The organism is Candidatus Planktophila lacus (assembly GCF_002287925.1).
GTDB lineage: Bacteria > Actinomycetota > Actinomycetes > Nanopelagicales > Nanopelagicaceae > Planktophila > Planktophila lacus.
On record NZ_CP016769.1, the window covers coordinates 1,111,511 to 1,130,153 of the forward strand.

The following is an 18,643-nucleotide window of genomic DNA, read 5'->3' on the forward strand; positions in this document are numbered from 1 at the left end:
AGAGTTCGTATGTGAAATCGACGCGAGCAGTAAAGGTTATTACATCACTTTCTGTGGGTGTAGTTCTTCTCGCATCGCTATCTTGGATCGGATTAGGCCAAGTAAGCGGCAGGATCGATCGCATTAGCGTCTTCGCTGGGCTAGATAATCGCCCTGAGAAAACATCTAAAGCTCTTAACTATTTATTGGTTGGATCAGATACGCGTGAAGGTCTAACTAAAGAAGAGATGAAAGCCCTGCGCGTTGGAAGTACCAAGACTGCAGCTGGCGGAAGATCTGACACGATGTTGTTGGTTCACATCAGCAAGAACCGCGATAAAGCTTTTCTGGTATCACTTCCGCGTGATTCGCTCGTAACAATTCCGGCACATTTGAGCACAGATGGAAAATCGCAGATTCCTGATCGTGAGAATAAGTTAAATGCGGCCTTCGCATTCGGTGGCGCACCACTACTTATCGAAACCATTGAACGTGCGACTAATTTAAAGATGGATCACTACATTGAAGTGAGCTTCGCCGGTTTTGCTGGAATTGTTAACGCTCTTGGCGGTATTGAAGTCTGTACCAAGGTAGATATCGATGATCCAAAGAGCCACCTAGTCCTCAGCGCTGGCACACATACCCTTGATGGAATTGAAGCCCTTAAATATGTACGCACCCGTGACTTTGATGGGCGCGGCGATATCGGACGTATGCAACGTCAACAACAATTTATGAGTTCTGTAATCAAGAAGGCAACAAGCACTGGAGTACTTCTCAATCCAATTAAATTGGTTAACTTTTTAAATGCCGCGATCTCTACCGTGAAAATGGATGAGAACTTAAGCAAGAACGATTTATTGGATCTTGCTAAACAGATGCGCGGACTCTCTTCCGGAAATGTTCGTACCTTGACAGTTCCACTTACGACTGCAAATGGCAGACATCCAACCGCGGGTTCGGTAGTAATTTGGGATCCAGTGTTAAGCGCTGATTTATGGACAAGAATTCGTGATGATGCAGCGCTAGTAGATGAAGTGACTCCATCACCATCAGCAAGTTCATCTTCATCGGCATCAGCATCTGCCAAGCCAGTTATTGTCGATAAATTTAAGACGCGTACCGCAGCGGAAAATCCATGCGGGGAAATCAAATAGAAGGTGCTTTAGACTAAAACCCTATGAAACTCTCAGTTATTGGTTGTGGCTATCTCGGAGCTACTCACGCAGCATGTATGTCATCACTTGGCTTTGAAGTTGTTGGCGTTGATACCGACCAGCACAAGGTAGATCTACTCTCTCGTGGCGAACTTCCTTTCTATGAACCAGGCTTAGATACCTTGCTCGCAGCAGAGATGAAGACCGGCCGACTCTCATTTACAACAGATTTTTCAGCAGTTGCTGATGCCGACGTTCACTTTATCTGCGTGGGAACACCGCAGAGTAAAGATGGCCTTGCCGCCGATTTAACATATGTGAAATCTTCCGTTGCAGCGATCGCGCCACACTTAAAAGATGGCGCACTCGTTGTTGGTAAATCAACAGTTCCGGTGGGCACCGCCCAATCGCTGCGCGATATTTTGGCAACTTCTGCACCACAGGCTGATTTAGCTTGGAACCCAGAATTTCTTCGTGAAGGTTTTGCAGTAGAAGACACTTTGACCCCTAACCGCCTAGTGGTTGGTGTGGTTAACGATCGTGCTGAAGAGATTCTCAAAGAGGTATACAAACCGATCATCGATCTTGGAACCCCATGGATTCGCGCCGATCTTCCAACCGCGGAACTTGTAAAGGTTGCAGCAAACTCATTTCTGGCAACGAAGATTTCATTTATCAACGCTATGGCTGAAGTTTGTGAAGCAGCCGGTGGAGATGTCACTGTGCTTGCTAAAGCCATTGGTTACGACCCACGAATTGGAAATCGCTTCTTGCAGGCAGGTATTGGTTTTGGTGGCGGATGTCTGCCAAAAGATATCCGTGCCTTTATGGCGCGCGCGCAAGAACTTGGCGCTGATCAAGCGCTCGAATTCTTGCGAGAGATTGATGCAATCAACCTACGTGCACGTCAGCGTGTAATCGATGTTGTGCGTGCTGATCTTTCTGAAGATTTAACGCAATATAAAATTGCAGTACTCGGTGCGACATTTAAGCCCGATAGCGATGATGTTCGTGACTCCCCCGCACTTGATATCGCTGCACAACTTCAAGCAGCAGGTGCCACAGTTGTTGTCCATGATCCAAAGGGAATTGAGCCTGCACGTAAGCGTTTCCCAAACCTAGATTTCGCCGAGAAAGTTACCGATTGCGTTAAAGGCGCCGATGCCATCCTCCACTTAACAGAGTGGAAGGAGTACCGCGAACTAGATCCATCAGTAATCGGTCAACTCGTTAAATCTAAATTCCTGATTGATGGCCGCAACGCCCTGGATCGCGATAAATGGCGCGCAGCAGGTTGGCGCGTTCACGCTCTCGGTCGCTCAGATTAAGAGTTAAAAACCAGTTTTTGTATTTCGTCGTGCGTTTAAATTTGCGCCCTTTGCTTTAGCTTCCTTATTTATTTCGGCGAGATTTAAAGCAACTTTTGCTGAAATTTCAGAATCACTTACTCCTAGGATTCGCGCAGCGAGAATTCCGGCGTTCTTGGCGTTATCGATTCCTACAGTTGCAACTGGAATCCCTGCTGGCATCTGAACGATTGATAGCAGTGAGTCCATACCTTCTAAATTCTTAAGCGAGACTGGAACACCGATTACTGGAAGCGTTGTAAGCGAGGCGACCATTCCAGGTAAATGTGCGGCCCCACCTGCACCAGCGATGATTACCTTGTAACCCTTTGTCGCTGCATTCTTTGCAAACTCAACCATTTCTTCTGGCATGCGATGGGCTGAGACAACATCGGCGGTGTAACTAATTCCAAATGAATCAAGGGCCTTCGCCGCTTCTTCCATTACCGGCCAATCAGAATCTGATCCCATGATGATTGCTACATCACTCATCGATTTCTCCGCTCATATAGTCGCGCGCGTGGGCGATAACTTCAGTTAATTCTAGAAGGTTTTCGCCGACAACGGTAACGTGGCCAACTTTTCGCCCTTTGCGGATCTCTTTCTTATATTGATGGAACTTCAGATCCGGATTACGTGCCATTAAATGTAGGTAAGGCCGGAACATATCTGTTTTATCTCCGCCTAAGATATTTCCCATAACTGCGTAAGGGGCAACCATTGAAGGATCTCCCAACGGAAGATCGAGAATAGCGCGCAAGTGTTGTTCAAATTGGCTGGTCTTTGCGCCTTCGATAGTCCAGTGGCCAGAGTTATGTGGGCGCATGGCAAGCTCGTTAATAAACAATTGTTCGCCCTTAACAAACATCTCAACTGCCATAACCCCAATTAAGGCTAGGTCGTTTGCAATCGAGAGGGCTAAGTGTTGTGCTTTCTCGGCGAGATCGAGAGAAAGTTTAGGAGCTGGTGAAATTGTGCTGGTGCAGATCCCATCAGATTGAATGGTTTGGGTTGGCGCCCACGTAACTGCTTGGCTATGCGCTGAACGTGCAACCATTACTGCAATCTCAAAATCGAATTCAACTAGCTCCTCAATTAACAACTGAGGAATCTCGTTTAATACCTCATCTAAATCATCGTGGTTCTTTATCTTCCAAACCCCACGGCCGTCATACCCCCCGCTGATGCTCTTGGCGATAAATGGGAAATCTAACAAGTTATCGCCATCGTTGATTAACTTCCACTTCGGCGCTGGATATTCAGTTAGTCGCTGGCGCATTAACGCCTTATTTTGCGAATACTGAAAAGAGTCTGAAGTTGGGAAAACTTTTACTCCAGCTGCTTCTAACCCTTTTATTACCGCGATTGGAACTAGCTCGTGTTCAAAGGTCACGAAATCGCATTTCTTAGCGAAATCCTTTAGCGCTTCGAGGTCGCGGTAATCACCGACTACATGCGGCGCAATTTGGGCAGCGCTATCTTGGTCGCTTTCTGCAAAAAGTAAGAGATTAACTCCAAGTGCTTCTGCCGGAGCTACGGTCATTCGAGCGAGTTGGCCAGCGCCGATGATGCCGACAGTCGGGAAGCGCTCGTTCACGTCACTATCGTAGATGAACTACATCTCCGACGTTAACTTCAGTGCCATCGCTAAGAATTAGCGCGCCCTGTGCGGTGATTGCTACCGCTTCTGCCTCAATTGAATCTCGCCCAAGCACTTCAACTCGTACTTGGCGACCGATAGTCGAACTTACCTGGCGATACTTTTCTAGAAAGTCACCTCCGGAATCCCACGCTTCGAAGATATCTGCAAAGCGATTTAAGAAAGCGCTGAGCAATAAATTGCGATCTAAATTATTTGATCCAGCCAGCGCCAGTGATGTCGCAGTTGGAACCGGAAGTTCATCAGCGCTCATTGCAACATTTAGCCCAATTCCGACAATTACTCCATCGCCGATTTGTTGCGCAAGCAAGCCCGCAACTTTCCTGTCGCCAATCAAAATATCGTTAGGCCATTTTAGCGAGACTTTATCTTTAATATCTTTTGAAATAACTTCGCGCATGGCGAGAGCGGCTAAGAAAGAGATAAAACTCCAATCGCTGCGAGCACGCTTCGGTGCAACGTAAAGAGAGAATAAGAGCGCGCTCTTTGGCGGCGCTTCGAATGTTCTATCTAGGCGACCGCGTCCATTACTTTGAAATTCTGCAGCAATTACTTCACCAGATTTTGCTACTGAAGAGTTAACTAACTCTGCAAGATCGCTTTGTGTGGATGCAGTGAGATCAACCACGCTTACCCGCCAGTACTGCGAAATATTTGCGTCGATGATCGACTTATTAAGTGGCGCTCTTGGCGCTTGGCTACCCACGACTAGTACCGTAGAGCCATGAGCCCAGATCTGCATACAACTTCAGGAAAAATTGAAGATCTCCGACTTCGTGTCGAGGAAGCGGTCCATGCCGGATCAGCGCGCGCCGTTGAAAAGCAGCATGCCAAAGGAAAGTTAACTGCTCGTGAGCGTATTGATCTACTGGTCGATGCTGACTCCTTTACCGAGATCGATGAATTTGCGCGCCACCGTTCTACGCAATTTGGAATGGAGAAGAACCGTCCCTATGGAGATGGTGTTGTAATCGGAACTGCCACAGTTGATGGGCGTCCAATCGCGCTTTACTCACAAGATTTCACCGTTATGGGTGGAAGTCTTGGTGAAGTTCATGCCGAAAAAATTGTAAAGATCGCTGAGTTTGCACTTAAGAGCGGTATCCCATTAATTGGAATAAATGACTCTGGTGGAGCCCGTATTCAAGAAGGCGTGGCATCGCTTAATGGATATGGAAAAATCTTCCGTTTAAATACCCGTTCTTCTGGAGTTATCCCTCAGATCTCTTTAATTCTTGGGCCTTGCGCCGGTGGTTCTGCTTATTCGCCTGCCTTAACGGATTTCACGGTAATGGTTAATGAGACTTCTCATATGTTTATTACAGGTCCTGATGTAATCAAAACGGTTACTGGTGAAGATGTCGATATGGAAGAACTCGGTGGCGCATTTACTCACAATACGCGTTCCGGAAATGCTCATTACCTAGCTGATAGCGAAGCAGATGCTATTGATTATGTGAAGGCACTTCTTTCATATCTGCCATCTAACAATATGGATGGCTCACCGCATCTTCCTCCAACTCAGAACCTAGATGAAAACGCGGCAGATGCTGCGCTAAATACCTTGATTCCAGATAGCCCTAACCAGCCATACGATATGAAGACTCTGATCACCACTCTGGTTGATGAGGGAGAGTTCTTAGAAGTGCACGCTTTGTATGCGCCAAATATCGTCGTCGGCTTTGCGCGCATTGAAGGCGAATCAGTTGGCATTATTGCCAACCAACCTTCGCAACTTGCCGGCACTTTAGATATCAATTCCAGTGAAAAAGCAGCGCGCTTCTTACGCTTCTGCGATGCCTTTAATATTCCAATTCTTACCTTGGTAGATGTTCCTGGATTCTTACCTGGCACCGAACAAGAGTGGAACGGAATCATTCGCCGTGGCGCAAAGTTGCTTTATGCATACGCTGAAGCATCAGTTCCGCTAGTTACTTTGATTACCCGCAAAGCCTACGGTGGAGCTTTTATCGTTATGGGTTCAAAGTATTTGGGTAGCGATATTAACTTTGCATGGCCGAGTGCGGAAATCGCAGTTATGGGCGCACAAGGTGCGGTAAATATCTTGTACCGCAAAGAGATTGCCGATGCTAAAGATCCAGAGAAGGTTCGTGCAGAGCTAGTTTCTGATTACACCGAGACGCTATCTAATCCATATGCAGCCGCAGAGCGCGGCACCATCGATAGCGTAATTGAGCCTCATCAATCACGAGCCTACATAACCAAAGCCTTCCGTACTTTAAAGACTAAGCGCGATACTTTGCCGGCACGCAAGCATGGGAATATTCCGCTCTAATGAAATTTACAATCACATCTGGCAATCCAACTGATGAGGAATTGCTTGCTCTAAAGGCTGCAATTGATCACCATAAGATTCAGAATTTGGTTCCAGTAATTAAGCGCAGCGTCTTTGGTCTGCCACAATTGCGCCAACCACTTCCCCATCAGATCACCTTTGGTGCCCGGAGAAAATCTCACTAATGCCAAAGATAGTTCTTGCTTCACAATCAACTTCGCGCCGCCGCTTGCTGGAGGGCGCTGGAATTAATCCGACGATCATCGTTAGCAACGTAGATGAAGAAACCGTTTTCTTTAACGCGATGTCACCGGCTGACATGGTTATTGCGCTAGCCGTGACGAAAGCTCACACAGTTCGCGAGCAGATTGATTACCCCGCGCTGATAATTGGGTGCGATTCAACTTTTGATGTTGATGGCGTCTCATTCGGAAAGCCAGGAACTCCAGATATAGCCCGCGAACGCGCCAAGAAAATTAGCGGTCGATCAGGTTTGCTACATACCGGCCACTGCATTATCGATACCGCTCAGGGACGAGAAATAGCAGATCGAGTTACAACAAAGGTGACTTTTTCAGAGTTAACCGATCACGAGATCGAGGATTACATAGCATCCGGAGAACCGCTTCAAGTTGCAGGTGGTTTTACTCTAGATGGTTTTGGTTCGCCATTTATTCCTGTTATCGAAGGCGATTACACAAATGTGGTCGGGCTATCAATGCCGTTCTTACGATCTGCAATGTCACAACTTGGATACTCTTGGCCAGAAGTTAAGGAGATGCGATGAAACGCGTTCTAATTGCTAACCGTGGCGAAATCGCGCTACGCGTTATTCGCGCTTGCCGTGATCATGGAATTGAGAGCGTCGCTGTTTACGCCGAGGAAGACCGCGATGCCCTACACGTTAAGAGCGCTGACTTTGCCTTCTCGCTAAATGGCGTTACTGCAACTCAAACTTATTTAGATATTTCAAAGATTATCGCTGCAGCAAAGTCTTCTGGAGCAGATGCGGTTCATCCAGGATATGGATTCCTTTCAGAGCGAGCAGATTTTGCACAAGCAGTTATTGACGCTGGATTGATTTGGATCGGCCCACCTCCTGCCGCGATTAGCGCGTTAGGTGACAAGGTTTCAGCGCGACGAATCGCTGCCAAAGCAGGAGCACCGCTAGTCGCCGGAACTAAAGATCCTGTGGCAGGTGCGGAAGAAGTCACCGCCTTTGCAAAAGAACATGGCTTACCTGTCGCAATTAAGGCAGCTTTCGGTGGTGGAGGTCGTGGATTAAAGGTTGCGCACACCATGGAAGAAATTCCTGAACTATTTGCATCTGCTGTTCGTGAGGCTATTGCTGGTTTCGGACGCGGCGAATGCTTTGTAGAACGCTACTTGGATAAGCCTCGTCACGTAGAAACCCAAGTCTTAGTTGATCAACATGGAAACGCAGTAGTTGTTAGTACGCGTGACTGTTCGCTGCAACGCCGCCATCAAAAGCTTGTAGAAGAAGCGCCCGCTCCATTCTTAACTGATGCGCAGAATGAAGAGCTCTACCGCTCAAGTAAAGCGATCATGAAAGAGGCTGGCTATGTGGGTGCCGGTACCTGCGAATTCTTAGTTGGCGCGGATGGAACTATCTCCTTCCTAGAGGTTAATACGCGCCTGCAAGTCGAACACCCAGTCAGCGAAGAAGTAACTGGAATCGACTTGGTACGTGAACAATTTAGAATTGCGATGGGCGAGAAACTTGGTTTCACGGATCCAGAAATTCGTGGCCATTCTCTTGAATTTCGAATCAACGGCGAAGATCCAGGACGTTCATTCCTGCCAGCCCCAGGTCAAATAACACAATGGAATTTACCCTCTGGTCCTGGAGTACGCGTTGATGCGGGATTTAAGAAAGGCGACACAATCGGTGGCAACTTTGATTCACTTCTAGCGAAGTTGATCGTCACTGGCGCAACGCGTAAACAAGCCATCGAGAGAGCACGTCGCGCACTTGCAGAATTTGAAGTGGATGGTTTAGCAACAGCAATCCCATTCCATCGCGCGATTCTGGAAGATCCGGCATACACAGAAGAATTCAAGGTCTATACAAGTTATATTGAAAATGAATTTAAGAACGATATCCCGGCATTTTCCGCCACACCTATTCCTGTAACAACTAAGGTAGCGGCAGAACATTTAGTTGCTGAAGTAAATGGCAAACGCTTCGAGGTAAAACTGCATACGCCAGAACCTGTTGTTAAGCGCCATCGTGCTAAAGAATCAAAGGTAAGCGGTGCAGGTGGATCAGGTTTAGCAAGCCCAATGCAAGGAACAGTAGTAAAAGTTGCAGTTGAAGAGGGCGCTCTTGTTGAGATTGGTGACTTGGTTATTGTCTTAGAGGCGATGAAGATGGAGCAACCACTGCTTGCCCACAAAGCAGGCAAAATCGCTAATCTAAAAGCGGTTATTGGCGAAATTGTTTCAAGTGGCACAGTTTTGTGCGACATTCTTGATGCATAATTTCCTTTCCTAACTCGCAATTCACAAGTTGATTTAATCCAGTTACGCTGGGGCTATGAACGCGCAGCTTTTGGCCGAAGTACAAGCCTGGATAGCCGATGATCCAGATCCAAAGACCGCAGCGGAGTTATCGAAACTTATTGAATCAGGCGACGAAACGACTTTAAGAAAGTATTTCGCAGGGTTTCTCCAATTCGGAACTGCAGGGCTGCGCGGACCAATCGGCCCAGGCCCTTCATCTATGAATCGCGCTGTTGTAGGGCGCACCGCTGCCGGTTTAGTTGCTTACATGAAAGAGCGCGGACTCAGCCGCGTGGTAATTGGACGCGATGCGCGTTACGGATCAGAAGATTTCACAGAAGAATCTGCTCAGATATTTTCAGGTGCAGGATTTGAGGTATTTGTCCTGCCGCGACCACTTCCAACTCCAGTACTAGCTTTTGCTACCCATGAACTTAACTGTGATCTCGGCGTTATGGTCACCGCTAGCCATAATCCACCGCAAGATAACGGCTACAAGGTTTATATCGGGCCAACTGCCGACGGTATTGAATACGCCGCATCACAAATCATCAATCCAACTGATGGCTTGATCGCAAAAGAGATTGATTTAGTTAACTCTCTCAAGGCTGTACCTAGAGGTAAATCATGGACTGTCTTAAATGATGTGGTTGTAGATAAATACGTTGCACGTACAGCAAAACTTGCGCCACGACCTGGTTCTCTCAAAATTGTTTACACCGCAATGCATGGTGTTGGTACTGAGACTGTAGAAAAGGTATTTGCTAAAGCGGGCTTTCCCAACTTGGTTTTAGTTAGTGAACAAGCAGAACCTGATCCAGATTTCCCAACTGTGGCATTTCCAAACCCAGAAGAACCAGGTGCGATTGATTTAGCGCTAGCAAAAGCGCGCCAAGTTGGCGCCGATTTAGTTATCGCCAATGACCCGGATGCCGATCGCTGCGCTGCTGCAGTAAATGGCCCAAGCGGTGGCTGGCGAATGCTGCGTGGTGATGAACTCGGCATAATCTTCGGAGAATGGATTGCGCGATCGATGGTGCAAGATAAGACAAAGACCGGCGCCTTTGGTAATTCGATCGTCTCTTCATCGGCGCTGAGCAAGATTGCTGCTCACTATGTAATCGACTTTAAAGAGGTTTTAACCGGCTTTAAATGGCTCGCCAAGATCGAAGATCTCGCCTTTGGTTACGAAGAAGCGATCGGTTACTCAGTCGATTCTGAGACTGTTAACGATAAGGACGGCATTTCTGCAGCACTTTTCTTAGCTCAAATTGCAACTGATCTAAACGCTGACGGAAAAACGCTCGTAGATCTATTAAATGAGGTTTGGGCTCGTCACGGTTTCCATGGCACTGAACAAATCTCAATTCGAGTTAGCGATATGTCCCGCATTACCGAACTTCTGGCGGGATTGCGTAAGAACCCTCCTGCAGAAATTGCAGGCCGTGCGGTATCGTCAATCGATGATTTGGCAGCGCCTAAAGATGGACTTCCCCCAACAGATGGGTTACGGATCTGGCTTGATGGAGGAATTCGCATCATTATCCGTCCGAGCGGAACTGAAGCAAAGATGAAGTGCTACATCGAGGTCATAACTAAAGATGAAAAGTCGGCAAACGATCTTTTGAACCAATTGCGCCAACCACTTAAGGATTTTCTCGCATGAGCTTCTATGGAATAGTCGATGGCAGTGAAGGTTCGCTTAAGAACTTTCTCTCACAACTTCCTGGCGTAGACCAAGTTGGCGCGGAAGCTCGCGCTGCCATGTTGGCAACTCGCAGCATCAAGACAACTAGCAAACGTTGGGCGATAGACACTGCCATTTCAATGGTTGATCTAACAACTTTAGAAGGTGCTGATACCCCTGGAAAGGTTCGCGCGCTTTGCACAAAGGCGGTACGCCCTGATCCAACTGATTTAACGATTCCAAGTGTTGGTGCGGTCTGCGTTTACAACGATATGGTTTCGATTGCACGAACCCATTTAGATGCGATCGGCGGCAAGCACGTTCCAGTTGCTGCTGTCTCAACTGCATTCCCATCAGGTCGCGCATCGATGGAAGTTAAGATCCAAGATACCCAAGATGCGATCGATGCTGGCGCGGCCGAAATAGATATGGTGATCGATCGTGGCGCTTTCTTATCGGGCAAATTTGGGCTGGTTTTTGATGAGATCGTAAAGATCCGCGAAGTTTGCGGTGATCGTGCGCATCTAAAGGTTATCTTTGAAACTGGCGAATTAGTTACCTATGACAATGTTCGCAAAGCCTCGTATCTAGCGATGCTCGCTGGCGCAGATTTCATCAAGACTTCAACGGGAAAGGTCGCACCTGCCGCCACTCCCCCAGTTGTCCTTGTGATGTTAGAGGCGGTCCGTGATTTCTATGCGATGACAAATCGCCGTATCGGAGTAAAGCCTGCCGGCGGAATTAGAAATACTAAAGATGCGATCAAGCAGTTAGTTCTCGTTAATGAGACCGCGGGCCCAGAATGGCTAACACCAGAGTTTTTCCGCATTGGAGCCAGCGCTCTTTTAAACGACCTTTTGATGCAACGCATGAAAATGGATGATGGCTACTACGCTAGCCCTAACTACGTAACGATCGATTAAGAGAAGGCGCAAAGGATCAGTCATGACTTTAGAATATGCACCAGCACCCGAGTCTCGCGCAATCGTTTCGATTAAACCGAAGTACGGACACTTCATAGATGGCAAATTTGTTAATGGGCGCAATCACTTTGCCACAATTAACCCAGCAACTGAAGAAGTGCTTAGCCAGATCGCTCTCGGAAACGCCAGTGATGTAGATAAGGCAGTTATTGCTGCGCAGAAGGCCTACACAAAGACTTGGTCAAAACTATCTGGCAAAGAACGCGGTAAGTACCTGTATCGCATAGCGCGCATCTTGCAAGAGCGCGCCCGCGAATTTGCAGTCCTTGAAACTCTAGATAACGGTAAGCCAATTCGCGAAACCCGCGATATCGATATTCCGTTAGTTGCCGCGCACTTCTTTTATCACGCCGGATGGGCCGATAAATTAGATTACGCCGGCATGGGTAAGTCACCAAAGCCACATGGAGTCGCCGGCCAGATAATTCCTTGGAACTTCCCGTTATTGATGTTGGCGTGGAAGGTAGCGCCAGCTCTTGCAACTGGAAATACCGTTGTGTTAAAACCTGCTGAGACAACCTCGCTGACCGCACTTTTATTTGCTGAGGTTTGCCAACAAGCTGAACTTCCAAATGGCGTTGTAAACATTGTTACTGGCGATGGATCTACAGGATCTGCGATCGTTAACCACCCTGGCATCCACAAGATCGCATTTACTGGTTCTACTGAAGTCGGCAAGAAGATTGCTCGCGCCATCGCCGGCACCAATAAGAAAGCCACCCTTGAACTAGGCGGAAAAGGCGCAAATATCGTCTTTGATGACGCCCCTGTCGATGAGACGGTCGAAGGCATTGTTAACGGTATTTTCTTTAATCAGGGACATGTCTGCTGTGCTGGATCACGTTTGATCTTGCAAGAAGGTATCGCAGATGAAATTACCGAAAAGTTAAAGGCTCGCATGTCAAAGATTCGCGTAGGAGATCCATTAGATAAGAACACTGATCTTGGCGCAATTAACTCACGCGAGCAGTTAGCAAAGATTCATGAGTTATCTGCAGCAGGAGATTCTGAAGGCGCCGAACGCTGGAGCCCGGCTTGCAACTTATCCGATAAAGGTTTCTGGTTTGCACCAACTATCTTTACCGGTGTTACGCAAGCCCACCGCATCGCGCGCGAAGAGATCTTTGGACCAGTACTTTCTATTCTCACTTTCCGCACGCCACAAGAGGCGATCGAAAAAGCAAATAACACTCCATTTGGGTTATCTGCAGGCGTATGGAGTGAGAAAGGCTCGCGAATTCTTTGGGCCACTCAACAACTACGCGCCGGCGTTATCTGGGCCAATACCTTTAACAAATTTGATCCAACATCACCATTTGGTGGATATAAAGAATCCGGCTGGGGACGCGAAGGCGGAAAACATGGCCTGGCTTCTTATCTGAAGGAGGGAAAGTAAATGTCACGTCTTGAAGTGAAGAAGACTTACAAGCTCTACATCAATGGCGCTTTCCCACGTAGTGAATCAGGGCGCATCTACGAAGTAACCGATGCAAAGGGAACTTTCATCGCTAATCCTGCGCTGGCATCACGTAAAGATCTACGCGATGCAGTTGTTGCCGCGCGCGCTGCACAGATTGGTTGGGCAAAAGCAACTGCCTACAACCGCGGACAAATTCTCTATCGCATTGCAGAGATGCTCGAAGGTCGCGCAGATCAGATTGCCAACGAAATTTCTGCCACATCTGGCGTAACTCCCAAGAAGGCGCATGAGCAACTTATGGCTGCGATCGATCGTTGGGTTTGGTATGCCGGCTGGAGCGATAAGTTGGCTGCAGCATTTGGCTCAACAAACCCAGTTGCTGGCCCTTATTACAACTTCACTATCCCTGAAGCGCAAGGCGTTATTGCAGTTGCGCCAAAAGATGAATTCTTAGCCTTTATCGATTCCATCGCGCCAGTTATTACATCTGGTAATTCAGTTATCGCCCTAGTGCCTGGTGCATCAGCGGTTCCGGCGATGACCTTTGCCGAAGTTTTAGCGACTAGCGATCTACCTCATGGAGTTATAAATATCCTTACTGGTTCACATGACGAGCTTGCTCCTTGGGCGGCATCACATATGGATATCGATGGCATGGATATATCTGGAATCGATAAGAAGAAGCGCACCGCACTTAAAGAAGCAGGCGCTGAAAATCTAAAGCGGATCCATCATTTTGACGATGCCCAGACCCCAAATCGTATCTATGCATTTATGGAAGCAAAGACGGTCTGGCACCCAATCGGGGTTTAACTCTTATTCAGCAGAAATCTTTGCAAAACCTGGCTTTACGATCTCATCGATAATCGCCAGACGCTCTTCAAATGGAATAAATGCGCTCTTTAGCGCATTGATAGTCACGCGCTGCAGATCTAAGAAACTCCAGTTAAAGGCTTTAACCAACTCGTTCATTTCGCGGGTCATCGAAGTTGCTGACATTAAACGGTTGTCGGTATTAACTGTTACACGGAAGCGAAGTTTGGCGAGATCTCCGATTGGGTGATCTGCAAAGTTTGCAGCAGCACCTGTTTGAATATTTGAAGAAGGACACATTTCCAAAGGAATGCGACGATCACGAACATAGGCGGCCAGTTTTCCAAGGCGAGCCGGTGTGTGATTCAAGTCAATATCGTCGATGATTCGTACGCCGTGACCCAAACGTTCTGCACCGCAGAGTTGAATCGCTTCCCAGATTGAAGGAAGTCCGTAAGCCTCGCCCGCATGAATTGTGAAGTGAGCATTTTCGCGGCGTAAGAATTCAAAGGTATCTAACTGATCACTTGGTGGAAAGCCATCTTCGGGGCCGGCGATATCGAAGCCAACGACGCCACGATCGCGGTATTTAACTGCTAATTCAGCTACTTCTTGCGAAAGTTTATTCTGGCGCATTCCGCACAGGAGCAGAACTGCGCGAACCTTGCCTCCAGTTTTAGCAACTTCTTTCTCGCCTTCTTGGAAACCTTGCAAGATCGCTTCAATCGCTTGGGAAAGAGTAAGACCTTTTTCAGTTAACAACTCGGGAGCCATGCGAATTTCGGCATAGACAACGCCATCTTCGGCTAAGTCGATCACGCATTCACGTGCAACTCGCACAATATCTGCAGGGCGCTGCATAACTGCAACAGTGTGCGCGAAGGTTTCAAGATAGCGGACTAGCGAACCTGAATCACATGATGCGCGGAACCACTCGGCCAACTCTGTTGCATCATAGGTTGGGAGTTCGTGGCCAATCTCTTTGGCAATATCAATAATTGTTTGCGGGCGAAGGCCCCCATCCAAGTGATCGTGCAGCAAAGCCTTAGGTAAGCGCTTGACTTGTTCTGGGGTTGGAATCAAATTTAAAGTGCTCATTAACCTATCCGCTCGATTACTAGAGGCAGACGATTTACTGTTCCACCTTCCTTGATGGAAATTGCACCTTCTAGAATTTCTAAGGCGCGTTCAAATCTAGCTGGTTCATCGGTATGCAAAGTAAGTAGCGGTGCACCTGCCTGAACATAATCTCCAGGTTTGGCATGCATCTCGATACCTGCACCTGCTTGCACCTTCTCGCCTTGCTTAGAACGGCCTGCGCCTAAGCGCCATGCACTTACGCCGACTTTCATCGCATCCATCGTGGTCATCGTTCCAGAATTTTGAGCGGTGATTACATGTTGTTCGCGTGCAACTGGCAGTTTGGCATCTGGATCTCCGCCTTGTGCGGCAATCATGCGGCGCCAATGATCCATCGCAGAACCATCTTGCAGGGCAACTGCAGGATCTTTTCCAACAATTCCGGCGGCATCGATCATCTCGCGCGCCAAAAGAATGGTTAACTCAACAACATCTGCAGGTCCCCCACCAGCTAAAACCTCAATAGATTCACGTACTTCAAGGGCATTTCCGGCCGTTAGCCCAAGTGGAACATCCATCGCCGTAACGAGAGCACGTGTCTTCACACCAGCATCGATGCCAAGTTGAACCATGGTGCGTGCAAGTTCGGCGGCTTGCTTCGGATCGCTCATAAATGCGCCGCTACCGGTCTTAACATCTAAAACAAGGGCTGAAGTACCTTCGGCAATCTTCTTAGACATAATTGATGAAGCAATAAGTGGGATCGCTTCAACTGTCGCTGTTACATCACGCAGTGCATAAAGTTTCTTATCGGCCGGAGCAAGGCCAGCACCTGCTGCGCAAATAACTGCTCCAGTGTCTTGCAATACTTTTAACATCTCTTCATTGGAGAGTGAGGCGCGCCAGCCGGGAATTGATTCGAGCTTATCGAGCGTTCCGCCGGTGTGGCCAAGGCCGCGTCCTGAAAGTTGCGGAACCGCACCACCACAGGCAGCAACTAGCGGTGCCAAAGGAAGAGTTATCTTGTCGCCAACGCCACCAGTTGAATGTTTATCTGCAGTTGGGCGATCAAGCATCGACCAGTTCATACGTTCGCCAGAGTTAATCATCGCAGTCGTCCAGCGTGAAATTTCGCGGGAGTTCATGCCATTTAGCAAGATCGCCATCAGGAGAGCTGACATTTGCTCGTCAGCAATTACTCCGCGGGTATAGGCATCAACTGTCCAGTCAATCTGTTTATCGGTAAGTTCGTTGCGATCGCGTTTGGCAGCGATAATTTCTACAGCGGCAAACGGTTCAACAGAGTTGCTAGTCAAGACGCTTTTCCATCTCTTCTGGGCCAAATGCCCAAGGCAATAGTTCAGCGAGAGTTTTGATGCCATCATCTGTTGCCAATTGCAGTTTTGAGCCGCCGTGTTCTTGAAGAAGTTGGCGACAGCGACCACACGGCATTAACAAGTTCCCTGAGATATCAACGCAGGTAAATGCAATTAAGCGTCCTCCACCAGAGTTAATAAGTGAAGAAACCAAGCCGCATTCTGCGCATAAAGTGAGGCCATAACTGGCATTTTCCACGTTGCAACCGGTCACGATGCGACCGTCATCTACAAGTGCAGCAACACCTACTGGAAACTTTGAATACGGTGCATAGGCCTGCTTCATCGCCGCAGTTGCCTGCTCTTTAAGATGCTCCCAATTAATTTGCATATGCTGCACTCGCTGCCGCATTGATCGCTGCGCTTTGGGCAGCTAACGGCTTAGATTTAATAACTATTTCAATTCCTTTATCGCTAATTCCGTAACGGTGTCCGTAGATGCCGGCTTTAGCATCAATAACATCCGAGAGTTGGCTGTTGTTAACTGCTTTGCCGATAATCGCAGATACTGCAACATCCACTCGCTTAACAACAGATGCAATAAGGTACTTCGAAGTTGCAGGAGTGACGCTTAGATAAAGATCAGGTTCGGTAATAATCAAATTAACTTCAGGGGCGTTCTTCTTGCGACTCTTTGAGGTGTTCGCCTTAACTATCGCCTCAAACAAACCATCAGCTGATCCAGTTGTGGCATCGTAGATGACATCTATACCTAGGGTAATAAGCGCCTTTGCGGAGACCACAGATTCAGTTGCGGTGTACTTTACAAAAGACCTAACGTTCTTCTTTGCTGCTGTAACGCCAAGGAGAAATCCATTTTCATAACCATCTGCATTTGAAGGCGTAGTTACCATCGCTACCTTGCCACTTTTAGTGGCTAGCGCTGCGCTATAACCCGCTAAGAATGCCGCTTCGTTCTCAGAGAAGATAATTGATGTGACATTTAAAGAAGGAATTGAGGCATCCCCGATAATGGCAAATTGGGTATTTGGAAATTCAATTGCGAGCGGTTCGATAATTTTTGCGTATTGACCGCCAACTGCAATTATTGTCGTGCAACTCTTGGTAGTGAGTGTGCGGATTCGCTTACTGCGATCGGCGTTGGTGCCATCAGTAACAACGCTTTCGAATGTAAATGAGTACTGACTCTGCGCCTTTTTAACGCCCGCTAGCGTTGCATCGTTATATGAGCGATCTCCTGGCCCACCAGTGTCATAAGCGATACAGATATTGCCTGCTGCACTGGCTTGTGGAGCGCTAAAAATCGAAAGCCCGATTGCAGCTATCGCTAGCGCTGCACGAAACTTCATTAGAGAACCAAGCCTAAATTTTTATAGGTCTGCGCCAGAGTTGCGCTGGCGACGGCGCGCGCTTTATCAGCGCCATCGTGAAGGACCTTGATTAGATGAGCCTCATCCTGCAGAAGTTCCAACGCCTGAGTGCGGATCGGACGTAGGTACTCAACAACTACTTCGGCAACCGCGCCTTTAAAGTCTCCATAACCTTTTCCGGCAAATTCATTCTCTAATTCAGAAACGCTCTTTCCGGAAAGGGCTGAATGGATAGTTAACAAGTTGCTGATGCCAGGTTTGCCTTTTTCGTCGAAGGTAACTTCGCGGCCAGCATCAGTGGTCGCGCTCTTAATCTTCTTGGTATTGGCCTCTGGCGTATCCATAACTTCTAAAACACCTGCGACAGAGCCTGCTGATTTGCTCATCTTATTTGTTGGCTCTTGTAGATCGTAAATTTTAGATCCAGATTTCAAAATGTAACCCTCAGGTATTTTGAAGGTATCGCCAAACTTTGTATTAAATCGGATCGCTAAATCACGAGTTAACTCGATGTGTTGACGTTGGTCTTCTCCAACAGGCACTTGATCTGCTTGATAAAGCAGAATGTCGGCAGCTTGCAACATTGGGTAGGTAAAGAGTCCTACGCGCGCAGTATCTGCCCCACCTTTTGCTGACTTATCTTTAAATTGGGTCATGCGGTTAGCTTCGCCAAAGCCTGCTATGCATTCCATAATCCAACCGAGTTGGTTATGTTCGGCAACATGTGATTGCACAAAGAGCGTAGATTTCTCTGGAGAAATTCCTAGGGCAATCAACTGCGCCGCAGATGAGAGAGTTCTTTTGCGAAGCAGCGCTGGATCGATATCACCGGTTAGGGCGTGCAGATCGACGATGCAGTAGAAGGCATCATTGCCGCTCTGGAGTTCGACCCATTGCTTTAGCGCACCGAGATAGTTGCCCAGGTGGAAGGAGTCACTGGTGGGCTGGATGCCCGATAGAACTCTCTTCTTTGTCATAGTTGTAATTCTCGC

Annotated in this window: 18 protein-coding genes; 10 read left to right on the forward strand and 8 right to left on the reverse strand. The window is 47.8% G+C overall.

The window, feature by feature from the left end:
* The first annotated feature begins 11 nt into the window (after positions 1-11).
* Complete coding sequence (locus tag A1s21148_RS05580) at positions 12-1,136, forward strand: LCP family protein (RefSeq protein ID WP_095671444.1); 1,125 nt, start codon at positions 12-14, stop codon at positions 1,134-1,136.
* 23 nt (positions 1,137-1,159) lie between these two features.
* Positions 1,160-2,464, forward strand: coding sequence for a UDP-glucose dehydrogenase family protein (locus A1s21148_RS05585; protein WP_095671445.1), 1,305 nt, complete (start codon positions 1,160-1,162; stop codon positions 2,462-2,464).
* A 3-nt stretch (positions 2,465-2,467) separates the two neighbouring features.
* Here A1s21148_RS05585 and purE read toward each other — a convergent pair whose 3' ends face one another.
* From purE to A1s21148_RS05600, 3 genes are read right to left on the reverse strand one after another with little or no spacing between them, the layout of a single operon-like run.
* Positions 2,468-2,974, reverse strand: a complete 507-nt coding sequence (purE, locus tag A1s21148_RS05590; protein ID WP_095671446.1) for a 5-(carboxyamino)imidazole ribonucleotide mutase — start codon at positions 2,972-2,974, stop codon at positions 2,468-2,470.
* Complete coding sequence (locus A1s21148_RS05595) at positions 2,967-4,079, reverse strand: 5-(carboxyamino)imidazole ribonucleotide synthase (RefSeq protein ID WP_095671447.1); 1,113 nt, start codon at positions 4,077-4,079, stop codon at positions 2,967-2,969. Before A1s21148_RS05595 ends, purE begins: the two co-directional genes overlap by 8 nt.
* A 4-nt stretch (positions 4,080-4,083) precedes the next feature.
* Positions 4,084-4,884: a biotin--[acetyl-CoA-carboxylase] ligase gene (locus A1s21148_RS05600; RefSeq protein ID WP_095671448.1), complete on the reverse strand. Its 801-nt coding sequence runs from the start codon at positions 4,882-4,884 to the stop codon at positions 4,084-4,086.
* Here A1s21148_RS05600 and A1s21148_RS05605 point away from each other — a divergent pair.
* From A1s21148_RS05605 to A1s21148_RS05640, 8 genes are read left to right on the forward strand one after another with little or no spacing between them, the layout of a single operon-like run.
* On the forward strand, positions 4,867-6,438 hold the full coding sequence (locus A1s21148_RS05605; protein ID WP_095671449.1) for an acyl-CoA carboxylase subunit beta: 1,572 nt from the start codon (positions 4,867-4,869) through the stop codon (positions 6,436-6,438). The two genes, A1s21148_RS05600 and A1s21148_RS05605, sit on opposite strands and share 18 nt — an antisense overlap.
* Complete coding sequence (locus A1s21148_RS05610) at positions 6,438-6,623, forward strand: acyl-CoA carboxylase subunit epsilon (protein ID WP_095671450.1); 186 nt, start codon at positions 6,438-6,440, stop codon at positions 6,621-6,623. Before A1s21148_RS05605 ends, A1s21148_RS05610 begins: the two co-directional genes overlap by 1 nt.
* The gene (locus A1s21148_RS05615) at positions 6,623-7,225 is read left to right on the forward strand and encodes a Maf family protein (RefSeq protein WP_095671451.1); all 603 of its coding nucleotides are present in this window, start codon (positions 6,623-6,625) and stop codon (positions 7,223-7,225) included. The genes A1s21148_RS05610 and A1s21148_RS05615 overlap by 1 nt, the downstream gene beginning before the upstream one ends.
* Positions 7,222-8,940 (forward strand): acetyl/propionyl/methylcrotonyl-CoA carboxylase subunit alpha, encoded by a 1,719-nt coding sequence (locus A1s21148_RS05620; protein WP_095671452.1) that lies wholly within the window; start codon positions 7,222-7,224, stop codon positions 8,938-8,940. The genes A1s21148_RS05615 and A1s21148_RS05620 overlap by 4 nt, the downstream gene beginning before the upstream one ends.
* A gap of 55 nt (positions 8,941-8,995) precedes the next feature.
* A complete protein-coding gene (locus A1s21148_RS05625; RefSeq protein WP_095671453.1) occupies positions 8,996-10,627 on the forward strand; it encodes a phospho-sugar mutase in 1,632 nt (543 codons plus the stop codon).
* Positions 10,624-11,571, forward strand: a complete 948-nt coding sequence (deoC, locus tag A1s21148_RS05630; protein WP_095671454.1) for a deoxyribose-phosphate aldolase — start codon at positions 10,624-10,626, stop codon at positions 11,569-11,571. The genes A1s21148_RS05625 and deoC overlap by 4 nt, the downstream gene beginning before the upstream one ends.
* Before the next feature lie 22 nt (positions 11,572-11,593).
* On the forward strand, positions 11,594-13,027 hold the full coding sequence (locus A1s21148_RS05635) for an aldehyde dehydrogenase family protein (RefSeq protein WP_095671455.1): 1,434 nt from the start codon (positions 11,594-11,596) through the stop codon (positions 13,025-13,027).
* The gene (locus A1s21148_RS05640; RefSeq protein ID WP_095671456.1) at positions 13,028-13,864 is read left to right on the forward strand and encodes an aldehyde dehydrogenase family protein; all 837 of its coding nucleotides are present in this window, start codon (positions 13,028-13,030) and stop codon (positions 13,862-13,864) included.
* Positions 13,865-13,867: 3 nt separating this feature from the next.
* Here the strand turns inward: A1s21148_RS05640 and A1s21148_RS05645 are convergent, their stop codons facing one another.
* The 5 genes from A1s21148_RS05645 to trpS are packed head-to-tail and all read right to left on the reverse strand — an operon-like array spanning position 13,868 to position 18,628.
* Positions 13,868-14,962 (reverse strand): adenosine deaminase, encoded by a 1,095-nt coding sequence (locus tag A1s21148_RS05645; RefSeq protein ID WP_095671457.1) that lies wholly within the window; start codon positions 14,960-14,962, stop codon positions 13,868-13,870.
* Positions 14,962-16,260 (reverse strand): thymidine phosphorylase, encoded by a 1,299-nt coding sequence (locus A1s21148_RS05650; RefSeq protein ID WP_095671458.1) that lies wholly within the window; start codon positions 16,258-16,260, stop codon positions 14,962-14,964. The genes A1s21148_RS05645 and A1s21148_RS05650 overlap by 1 nt, the downstream gene beginning before the upstream one ends.
* Entirely contained in the window at positions 16,253-16,651 is a 399-nt protein-coding gene (locus A1s21148_RS05655; protein WP_095671459.1) for a cytidine deaminase, read from the reverse strand. The genes A1s21148_RS05650 and A1s21148_RS05655 overlap by 8 nt, the downstream gene beginning before the upstream one ends.
* Positions 16,641-17,630: a BMP family ABC transporter substrate-binding protein gene (locus A1s21148_RS05660; RefSeq protein WP_095671460.1), complete on the reverse strand. Its 990-nt coding sequence runs from the start codon at positions 17,628-17,630 to the stop codon at positions 16,641-16,643. Before A1s21148_RS05660 ends, A1s21148_RS05655 begins: the two co-directional genes overlap by 11 nt.
* Positions 17,630-18,628, reverse strand: coding sequence for a tryptophan--tRNA ligase (gene trpS, locus A1s21148_RS05665; protein ID WP_095671461.1), 999 nt, complete (start codon positions 18,626-18,628; stop codon positions 17,630-17,632). Before trpS ends, A1s21148_RS05660 begins: the two co-directional genes overlap by 1 nt.
* Positions 18,629-18,643: the final 15 nt, after the last annotated feature.

What these genes read in the sequence shown, in the direction of transcription:
- A1s21148_RS05585 (WP_095671445.1), top strand. Translation starts at nt 1,160, where the DNA reads ATGAAACTCTCAGTTATTGGTTGTGGCTATCTCGGAGCTACTCACGCA.
- purE (WP_095671446.1), bottom strand. Translation starts at nt 2,974, where the DNA reads ATGAGTGATGTAGCAATCATCATGGGATCAGATTCTGATTGGCCGGTA.
- A1s21148_RS05605 (WP_095671449.1), top strand. Translation starts at nt 4,867, where the DNA reads ATGAGCCCAGATCTGCATACAACTTCAGGAAAAATTGAAGATCTCCGA.
- A1s21148_RS05600 (WP_095671448.1), bottom strand. Translation starts at nt 4,884, where the DNA reads ATGCAGATCTGGGCTCATGGCTCTACGGTACTAGTCGTGGGTAGCCAA.
- A1s21148_RS05610 (WP_095671450.1), top strand. Translation starts at nt 6,438, where the DNA reads ATGAAATTTACAATCACATCTGGCAATCCAACTGATGAGGAATTGCTT.
- A1s21148_RS05615 (WP_095671451.1), top strand. Translation starts at nt 6,623, where the DNA reads ATGCCAAAGATAGTTCTTGCTTCACAATCAACTTCGCGCCGCCGCTTG.
- A1s21148_RS05620 (WP_095671452.1), top strand. Translation starts at nt 7,222, where the DNA reads ATGAAACGCGTTCTAATTGCTAACCGTGGCGAAATCGCGCTACGCGTT.
- A1s21148_RS05625 (WP_095671453.1), top strand. Translation starts at nt 8,996, where the DNA reads ATGAACGCGCAGCTTTTGGCCGAAGTACAAGCCTGGATAGCCGATGAT.
- deoC (WP_095671454.1), top strand. Translation starts at nt 10,624, where the DNA reads ATGAGCTTCTATGGAATAGTCGATGGCAGTGAAGGTTCGCTTAAGAAC.
- A1s21148_RS05635 (WP_095671455.1), top strand. Translation starts at nt 11,594, where the DNA reads ATGACTTTAGAATATGCACCAGCACCCGAGTCTCGCGCAATCGTTTCG.
- A1s21148_RS05640 (WP_095671456.1), top strand. Translation starts at nt 13,028, where the DNA reads ATGTCACGTCTTGAAGTGAAGAAGACTTACAAGCTCTACATCAATGGC.
- A1s21148_RS05645 (WP_095671457.1), bottom strand. Translation starts at nt 14,962, where the DNA reads ATGAGCACTTTAAATTTGATTCCAACCCCAGAACAAGTCAAGCGCTTA.
- A1s21148_RS05655 (WP_095671459.1), bottom strand. Translation starts at nt 16,651, where the DNA reads ATGCAAATTAATTGGGAGCATCTTAAAGAGCAGGCAACTGCGGCGATG.
- A1s21148_RS05660 (WP_095671460.1), bottom strand. Translation starts at nt 17,630, where the DNA reads ATGAAGTTTCGTGCAGCGCTAGCGATAGCTGCAATCGGGCTTTCGATT.
- trpS (WP_095671461.1), bottom strand. Translation starts at nt 18,628, where the DNA reads ATGACAAAGAAGAGAGTTCTATCGGGCATCCAGCCCACCAGTGACTCC.